This window comes from Phormidesmis sp. 146-20, assembly GCF_052939475.1.
Window position 1 is genome coordinate 50,060 of sequence record NZ_JBJPHT010000045.1, and the last position, 7,380, is coordinate 57,439.

The 7,380-nt window shown below is 47.3% G+C and carries 8 protein-coding genes; 5 read left to right on the forward strand and 3 right to left on the reverse strand.

Going from position 1 to position 7,380, the window contains the following annotated elements:
- The coding region (locus tag ACKFKH_RS25885; RefSeq protein WP_446861226.1) for an Rpn family recombination-promoting nuclease/putative transposase at positions 1–755 on the reverse strand (755 nt) is incomplete at its 3' end.
- Between the two features lie 218 nt (positions 756–973).
- Between ACKFKH_RS25885 and ACKFKH_RS25890 the strand changes: the two genes are divergently transcribed.
- Together ACKFKH_RS25890 and dnaK are read left to right on the forward strand one after the other, a co-directional pair.
- Positions 974–1,507, forward strand: a complete 534-nt coding sequence (locus ACKFKH_RS25890; protein ID WP_446861227.1) for an Hsp20/alpha crystallin family protein — start codon at positions 974–976, stop codon at positions 1,505–1,507.
- Between the two features lie 427 nt (positions 1,508–1,934).
- The gene (gene dnaK / locus ACKFKH_RS25895; protein ID WP_446861228.1) at positions 1,935–3,848 is read left to right on the forward strand and encodes a molecular chaperone DnaK; all 1,914 of its coding nucleotides are present in this window, start codon (positions 1,935–1,937) and stop codon (positions 3,846–3,848) included.
- 98 nt (positions 3,849–3,946) lie between these two features.
- Here dnaK and ACKFKH_RS25900 read toward each other — a convergent pair whose 3' ends face one another.
- Positions 3,947–4,318 (reverse strand): hypothetical protein, encoded by a 372-nt coding sequence (locus tag ACKFKH_RS25900; protein ID WP_446861229.1) that lies wholly within the window; start codon positions 4,316–4,318, stop codon positions 3,947–3,949.
- A 298-nt stretch (positions 4,319–4,616) separates the two neighbouring features.
- On the reverse strand, positions 4,617–4,952 hold the full coding sequence (locus tag ACKFKH_RS25905; protein ID WP_446861230.1) for a tyrosine-type recombinase/integrase: 336 nt from the start codon (positions 4,950–4,952) through the stop codon (positions 4,617–4,619).
- Between the two features lie 349 nt (positions 4,953–5,301).
- Here ACKFKH_RS25905 and ACKFKH_RS25910 point away from each other — a divergent pair, with 349 nt between their 5' ends.
- The 3 genes from ACKFKH_RS25910 (at position 5,302) to grpE (ending at position 7,025) form a co-directional block, all read left to right on the forward strand.
- Positions 5,302–5,613, forward strand: a complete 312-nt coding sequence (locus tag ACKFKH_RS25910) for a hypothetical protein (RefSeq protein ID WP_446861231.1) — start codon at positions 5,302–5,304, stop codon at positions 5,611–5,613.
- A 501-nt stretch (positions 5,614–6,114) separates the two neighbouring features.
- Positions 6,115–6,270 (forward strand): DnaJ domain-containing protein, encoded by a 156-nt coding sequence (locus ACKFKH_RS25915; protein ID WP_446861232.1) that lies wholly within the window; start codon positions 6,115–6,117, stop codon positions 6,268–6,270.
- Entirely contained in the window at positions 6,261–7,025 is a 765-nt protein-coding gene (gene grpE / locus ACKFKH_RS25920) for a nucleotide exchange factor GrpE (protein ID WP_446861233.1), read from the forward strand. Before ACKFKH_RS25915 ends, grpE begins: the two co-directional genes overlap by 10 nt.
- The last annotated feature ends 355 nt before the right edge of the window (positions 7,026–7,380 follow it).

The window sequence follows — 7,380 nt, forward strand, 5'->3', positions numbered from 1 at the left end:
TGTAACCCGTCTTGAATTCCTTTGAGAATAGCGTTGTGGCTATCGTGAATGAACATCTCTTGACTTTGTAGAACTTCTAACTCTTTGCGCGTCAGTTTGCTATGCTTGGCGATTCTAAAAGCCTGATTGATGGCAGAAATGGTTTCTAGACTGGAAGGCACCGTTCGTAAATCTTTGGCTGATTTGAGAAAATAGATCCACTTGTCAGCGATCGTCTCCAATTCTTCCAGCGACTTGTCAAACTTGGGCAACTCCACAAACACCAGTTCAATATCGTCGCTGTAATCGGTTAGTTCGTCTTGCTCTTTTAGTTTGTATCGAGAAATCACTTTCGAGCTTTCTGGAAACATCTCAAAGTCTGTGATCGTTAGCGCAATCACTGAATTAAGCCCACTGTAGCTCTCACCCACATCTAGCTGAATTGATAGCGCCTTAGCCGCGTTGTACAACACTCGCTTATCAAACCCCAACACGTTTAGCACCTGCATTTCAATGATCACGGTCTTGTTGCCTGTGACCGTTGCCTTCACATCCAAATAGGAATCCTTAATTCCTTTGATCCGGGGGGCCTGGTATGGATCAAGGATCTCTACATCCTGGATGACTGGAACACCCTGATGCAAAATAGCATTGAGAAAGCTGATCAAAATATCTTTGCTCTTCTTGGAGCCAAAAATTTTCTTGAAGGCAAAATCTGTCTTGGGATTAATAAACGGGCCAACCATATACGATCGCTCATAGACAATCACCTCCATCGTACCAAGCTTGATGGTAAACCTCACTCCTTGGGCGGTTCTTTCGGTAGGTCGTCGTGTTCTTCTTGTCGGTAACCACAACAGTTACATTACGGTTTGCCCCAGTGTCTCAAACGGTTGCACGCTCTACATTAGATACATGCAGAAGAGACGAGCCAAGCTACTCAACTTCTTCTCTCGCACTCCAATCAATCGCGACTCTCTCAAAGGTAAACAAGATGACTATGATGCGTTGGCAACCCTGGCAAGAAATGGACTCTGTACGCCGTCAACTCGATCGGATGTTTGATGATTTTGCCCCTCTACGTGAAGCCATGAAGATCAGCGAACCCACTTGGACACCCGCTGTCGAGCTTTCGAGCAATGATGCCGAATTCGTGCTTCGCGCCCAACTTCCTGGCATTGATGCTAAAGATGTCGATGTACAAGTTGGCCGCAACGCGATCGCCCTCTCTGGTGAACACAAGTTCGAGAACAAGACCGAAGAAAACGGCTATTTCCGCTCTGAATTCCGCTATGGCAAGTTTCAGCGGGTGATTCCCCTCCCGGCTGCGGTGCAAAACGATCAAGTCAAAGCCGATTTCAAAGATGGCATCTTGACCCTGACGCTACCTCGTGTGCAAGCCGTCAAGCCCTCCGTCGTCAAGATTAACTTGACTGGCACAGACACCACTGCTCTTCCTGCCGACACCGCTCAAGAAGCGCCCCAAGCAGTCGAGAATGCAGAAACAAACGACGTTTGGCAAAGCTAAGAACGAGGGATGAGGGATGAGGGATGAAAAAGCATTGTTAGTTTCTTATCTCTGGTCTCTGACCCAGTTTGTGAGAGGAATGAAAGGAAGATGATGAGGACTGATGAGCAGAGATTGATCACCTTAGAAGGGTCTTCATTCATCCCTCATCCTTCATCCCTCATCCCTCTCTCCTCCCCCCAACCGTCCCCGGTTTGGTTCGGTAAACACGCCTTCATAGAAAGGCAGAACGTGAACAACATATAAGGTAGGGGATTGAAGATTGCTTTGGTGGCATTGAAGGTACTGCGCTGACGACCCGACTTGCAGAAGTGCGATCGGTGGACGACCCTTGAGTCCTGGCCGCCCCCCTTTGACGATTCTGGCTGCTTGCCAGTCCCCTACCCCCCTACTCGCTTAAGATATTTGATGGAGCCAAGGCACTGATATGGCAAAAGTTGTTGGAATTGACTTAGGTACTACAAACTCCTGCGTTGCGGTGATGGAGGGTGGCAAGCCCACTGTAATCGCCAATGCTGAAGGATTTCGTACGACCCCCTCTGTCGTTGCGTTTGCGAAAAATGGCGATCGCTTAGTCGGTCAAATCGCCAAACGGCAAGCGGTGATGAACCCCGAAAACACGTTCTACTCGGTCAAGCGGTTTATTGGTCGTCGCTTTGATGAAGTGACCAACGAAACGACCGAGGTTTCTTACAAAGTTCTGAATGTGAACGGCAACGTTAAAATCGATTGCCCTGCGGCGAGCAAGCAGTTTGCTCCCGAAGAAATTTCTGCTCAAGTTCTCAGAAAGCTGATCGAAGATGCCAGCAAGTATCTGGGCGAAACGGTGACTCAAGCGGTGATTACGGTTCCGGCATACTTCAATGACTCTCAGCGTCAAGCCACTAAGGATGCTGGCAAGATCGCAGGTGTCGAAGTGCTGCGGATTATCAACGAGCCGACGGCAGCATCGCTGGCTTATGGGTTAGATAAGAAGAGCAACGAAACGATTTTGGTCTTTGACTTGGGCGGCGGTACGTTTGACGTATCGGTTCTCGAAATTGGCGAAGGTGTGTTTGAAGTGTTGGCGACTTCTGGAGACACTCACCTGGGCGGGGACGACTTTGACAAAAAGATCGTAGACTTTCTGGCTGGCGAATTTCAGCGCGCAGAAGGCATCGATTTGCGGAAAGATAAGCAAGCGTTGCAACGTCTGACCGAAGCGGCTGAAAAGGCGAAGATTGAACTGTCTAGCGTGACTCAGGCTGACATCAACCTCCCCTTCATTACGGCGACTCAAGACGGGCCCAAGCATTTGGATACAACCCTGACCCGCCAGAAGTTTGAGGAACTCTGCTCTGATCTGATCGATCGCTGCCGCATTCCCGTCGAAAATGCGCTTCGCGATGCCAAACTCGACAAGAGCAAGATTGACGAAGTGGTGCTGGTGGGCGGTTCGACTCGGATTCCCGCCGTTCAAGAAATTGTCAAGCGTGTCTTGGGCAAAGATCCCAACCAGAGCGTTAACCCGGATGAAGTAGTGGCCGTGGGTGCTGCGATTCAAGCGGGTGTTCTTTCGGGTGAAGCGGGAACCGAAGGTCTGTTGCTGCTCGATGTGACTCCGCTGTCTCTGGGGGTTGAAACCCTGGGCGGCGTGATGACCAAGATTATTCCTCGCAACACCACCATTCCGACTAAGAAATCTGAAGTCTTTTCGACCGCAGTGGATGGTCAAAGCAACGTGGAAATTCACGTTTTGCAAGGTGAGCGGGAGATGTCGAACGACAACAAGAGTCTGGGAACCTTCCGATTGGATGGCATTCCTCCGGCTCCTCGTGGCGTTCCTCAAATCGAAGTCACTTTTGACATTGACGCAAACGGCATCTTGACCGTCGGCGCAAAAGATAAGGGCACTGGCAAAGAACAAACCATCAGCATCACGGGTGCTTCGACGCTGCCCAAAGATGATGTCGAACGGATGGTGCGCGATGCCGAGCAAAACGCTTCGACTGACAAAGAGCGGCGTGAGCGTATCGACCTGAAAAACCAAGCAGATTCGCTGGCGTACCAGGCTGAGAAGCAAATGAGCGAGTTGGGCGATAAGATTCCCCCTGCTGACAAAGAGAAGGTGGATGGTCTGGTCAAGGATCTGAGAGCGGCGATCGCTTCCGAGGACTTTGACAGAATCAAGACGCTAAACACTGATCTTCAACAAGCGCTCTACGGCATCACGACCAATCTCTATCAACAGTCGGGTGGCGGTGCGGCTCCGGGTGGCCCTGATGAAGGGGTTCCGGGTGCAACGGGTGCGGCTCCGAGTGGTGACGATGTGATTGACGCTGATTTCACCGAGTCCAAGTAAGTGTAATAGGGAATGGGCGATCGTTCATTCCTGACTTAACTTAAAAGATTGAAGCTGGTAGATTTCTCACCGTTGAGGACTACCAGCTTTTTAATTGACTACAGTTGAATAGTCTTCTTGTCGTGCAATTCCTCCAGGTGAATGAGTGAACCGTCGCCGATGACAATGTTGAACTTCAATAGAGACCGTTGCACTTGATAGCCTGACAACACTCGAATGATTTGGTATTCAGTCGTTAAATCGCTGCTACCATCCCATTTGAGAAGTGCCAGTTTCGTCGAGGCAACTTCACTCAGTTGTTCAATAAACTCGTCCATCGAATCGGTCACGTCTGAGAGAATGCCAGAAGGCATAAAGATAAACCGCTCTTGCAAATCCAATGTCACCATGACTCGATAGCGTCTGACGGATGAGCATTGCAACTCAAAGCCAAACGAAACCGAGTCAGGAAGATATCTCCTAACGGCCATAGTGTTTTGTCCTCTCTGTTTAGTGCAAAGAGGATGGGAACGCTGACGGCTCAAACGTTCCCCAGAGGTGTGAAGGGTATGCAGGATCTTGATTCCAACCTTTCAAGATCCCATCGCAAAGCAGACGTAGTACAATCATGAACGCCTCCGAAGTTAGTACAGTTAACTTAGGTGGAAGTCCTCGGAGTCTGATTGCCTAGATCAGATTTCCGGGGCGTGATCTCCACCTGCGGAATATCTTACACAGATTTTTGATTTTTTGGAAGACTGATTTTTTGAGGAGAGTATTGTCTTCAGATCATTCAACGAACTGCAAACTCCCCGTCCACTGCGACTCAACACACAGATATAAATCATCGTCGTTTTGATATCTTTCTCGCCTAACCAAGATCCAGGAGCAATTTGCATTAGGATATTTGCGCGCCCAATAACAGGGTGCGGCGATCTCGACGGCCCCTTTGCCCTTGCGAACCGTAATCTGTTTGTACTCAAAGTCAATATCTTTGACTCGTAATCGCAGACATTCGATCGATCTCATTCCCGTCCCATAAAGCAAACTTCCCAACAAGTGATACACCCCGATGAGTCGTCCTAAGACAGCTTTTGCTTCTGTGCGAGTGAAGACGACGGGCAAGCAACGGCACGGATTTGATCGACTAAACGCGATGACTGATTCATTGGGGACGAGCAGGGTTACTTTCTCCTACCTTAAGAAGCGAAAAATCTGAGCGCCATTCGGTATAAGTACTGAGAATGAGGGAGTTATCCGGTGCAGATTCAGTATAAATCCTAAAAAAACGGGAGTTATCCGGTTTCCAGGCAGCATAATTTGCTCGTGGAGGTATTTATCCTGATTGGGAGAGGTTCCAGCCGCAGAAATAATCGTTAGCTGGCTCGCTCTGGTGTGCCAAAGTCCAACGAAAAATTGAAATAGTTGTTTGAGTTCAAAATCAGGTTTTAGTAAAACGTAAGGAGTCATCAACATGTCAACGTCCAAAAATCTGCTTTGTAGTGATTGCAAGAAGGTGACAGAACATGTGAAGCTCAGTTGGACTGACGGGCAGGGACTCGCAGATGTGATGGATGATTATTTCAGGAAGCATCCCGAAGATGTCAGATCTGGACTATGGAATTCTTATCCTCAGTGGTTTAAAAGGGTAAGCATAGGCACATCTGGATTATTGATGAGTGTCACCAACGGTGCCAGTAATCTTTTTTGGCATAAAGATGTATCCAACAAGTGGATCTGCTCGATTTGTCAGCATCCTCAAGAGAGAATTTTCGACGAGCATTAGTGCCCTCTACTACAGAAGCTCTGAACTACAACTATTGGTAGGAAACGCATACTATGTTATCAGCAACTCAAGGCAAAAAACCCCAAGATCACCGTTCAATCTCGCATTTGCCCAAGCTGAACATCAACACTGACGTTCAATGTTTATTGTTGAACTCGGAGAAAACTATCCGGGTAACATGCGGGTATGGGCAATGCTCAAAATGTTCCTGCCAAGCTTATCAAGGAAATGATCAGGTATGTGGAAACTGTGGTCACAACTACAATGCACATTATTAAAAAACTTGGGCTCTCCTAGATTTCGTGTGTTGCGAGATTGTTACACAGTTTGCAACTCTTTCTCCTGAAAGGGTTTCAGAGTTGCCCGTTGGAAATTCCTAATAGAAACTTCCCCTTTTTCACATCAAGTCTAGGAGAGCCAAAACTTGCAGCTTGTTATTAGGCTGCCCACTGCTATCGACTTCATTTTTTCCTAATTTTTTCCTATTCTTGAGGAGATCTTGTGGCAGGTACTCACTACGAAACACTCGGTGTTGCTTGTGATGCAGACATAGCAGAGATCAAGCACGCATATCGTCAACTAGCTAGAAAATATCACCCTGACCTCAACTCAGAACCAGAAGCCGAGGAGCGTTTCAAAAATATGAGGTGCTTATAGATCCGGAAAAAAAATCTAGTTACGACTTCACAATAAATGGCTTTGCTAGTCTATTTGAGGAATTTTTCAAGGATTTTCCAAAATCTCAACAGACGGATGAAGAAACAAGTAATGCGAAAACTGAGCCAACTTCAGAAAAGGCATCAAACGACGCATTTGGAGAACAGGAATCACAAGCAGAAGAGCCGTCTGTAGAGGAGGTTGAACCATCTGATCCCAGCGCAGAAACGCCTGCTGAGGAAGAAACAGCTAACAAACAGGATGATTTGCAAGCAACGATAAGCGCCCTGACTCAAGATAATGAGTCTCTGAAAGTACAACTCGAAGATCGCAATAATCGGTATATGCAGCTTGCAGCAGACTTCGAGAACTTCCGTAAGCGTGTTCAGAAAGAAAAAGAGGACGCAGTAAGGCAGGTTCAGTGCGATACCGTTAGAGAACTTCTGCGGGTTATAGATGACTTTGAAAGAGCGCGACGGGAGATCAAACCTCAGACTGATCCTGAGATAGCTATTCAGAAATCTTACCAAGGTATTTACAAGCAGCTTGTAATGTCTCTGAAGAATATGGGTGTTGCTCCAATAAGTGCAGAAGGGACACTATTTGATCCAAATAAACATGAAGTGGCTGCAAAAGAAGAAACAGATGAGTTTTATAGTGATACTGTTCTTGAAGAGTTAGTACGTGGCTATGTACTGGCTGATCAAGTGCTTCGTCGCGCACTGGTGAAAGTTTCAGTTACATCAAAGCCATGAAAATTTCTTTGTGAATTAGTTTGAGTTAGACAGCGCTAGAGTTCAATACGAACAGCAACCTGATTAAAAAATAGACAGATCTTCGGAAAGATATCTCATGCGACAGCCAGCTAATCGGGTCGAGGAGAGCATTTAACTCTCCCCTCCCACACCACCCATCATGCGGGTCCGCAATGGGCGGTTCATGAAGACGCGCAGACAATCACAGATGGCTTACGCATAACCTTGGACTTTCATCCAGAACTTGCGAATCGATAACAATCCCTGTTGTTCCAACCACTCATTCGTCATTCCCGTTTGCGGGGATTGTAAAATAAATTGTGTCAAAGGTCAGAAGTTGAGATCTAATGAACTA

Bases quoted from the DNA above. Each gene is read 5' to 3' on its own strand.
- ACKFKH_RS25890 (WP_446861227.1), top strand. From the start codon at position 974: ATGACTATGATGCGTTGGCAACCCTGGCAAGAAATGGACTCTGTACGC.
- dnaK (WP_446861228.1), top strand. From the start codon at position 1,935: ATGGCAAAAGTTGTTGGAATTGACTTAGGTACTACAAACTCCTGCGTT.
- ACKFKH_RS25900 (WP_446861229.1), bottom strand. From the start codon at position 4,318: ATGGCCGTTAGGAGATATCTTCCTGACTCGGTTTCGTTTGGCTTTGAG.
- ACKFKH_RS25910 (WP_446861231.1), top strand. From the start codon at position 5,302: ATGTCAACGTCCAAAAATCTGCTTTGTAGTGATTGCAAGAAGGTGACA.